Raw genomic sequence first — 675 nt, 5'->3', positions numbered from 1 at the left:
CGCACCGCCGTGGCGGTCGATCATTTCCACCTGGTCTCACTGGCCAACCAGGCCGTGACCGAGGCACGGCAGAACCTTTCCCAACAGGGCTCTTCGTGGTTCGTGGGGAAGGGGATTCCCGGATGAGTGTCATGCCGCCGTCCGGACGGCACTTTTCATGAGGATAATCGATTTGTAGTTGCCGGGGTTCCGGTATCCGCGCGCGGTGCGCTTGATCTGCTTGATAGCGGTGTTGTTGGCCTCGACCTTGCCGGTCGTGGCGCCGGTGACGATGAGGACTTCGATTTCTTTCCACCACCGGCAGACGGTGCGGTAGAGCTTGTTCGTCTCCGGCCGCCCGGCAGCCTCGACCAGGGCCTTGAGTTCCTCTTTCGCAGCGGCGGCATCGGCCAGGGACCCGGTGCGCAGGAGCGTCCGGAGCTGTTCCTTGACTTTCCACACTGCCTGCAGTTTCCCGGTCGGGTCATCGGCGGCGAAGACCTCGCCCAGGCGGTAGCCGGCGTTCGCCGTGAGCGTGTCGCCGGCGCGCAGGAGCAGCATCCGGTGGGCCCAGGCCTTGTCCACGGCCCGGCCGCGCCGGCCCTTGGTCTGTTGGGAAAGGTTCTGCCGTGCCTCGGTCACGGCCTGGTTGGCCAGTGAGACCAGGTGGAAATGATCGACCGCCACGGCGGTGCG

The 675-nt window shown here is 65.8% G+C and carries 1 protein-coding gene; it reads right to left on the bottom strand.

Annotated features, from left to right (window positions below):
- Positions 1-129 precede the first annotated feature (129 nt).
- A partial coding sequence (locus D3654_RS10140; RefSeq protein WP_162943701.1) for a transposase occupies positions 130-675 on the bottom strand: 546 nt, incomplete at its 5' end.

Source organism: Arthrobacter celericrescens (assembly GCF_003614925.1).
GTDB lineage: Bacteria > Actinomycetota > Actinomycetes > Actinomycetales > Micrococcaceae > Arthrobacter > Arthrobacter celericrescens.
Note: the sequence above shows the minus strand (reverse complement) of the source record. Positions and strands in the feature narration are given on the sequence as shown.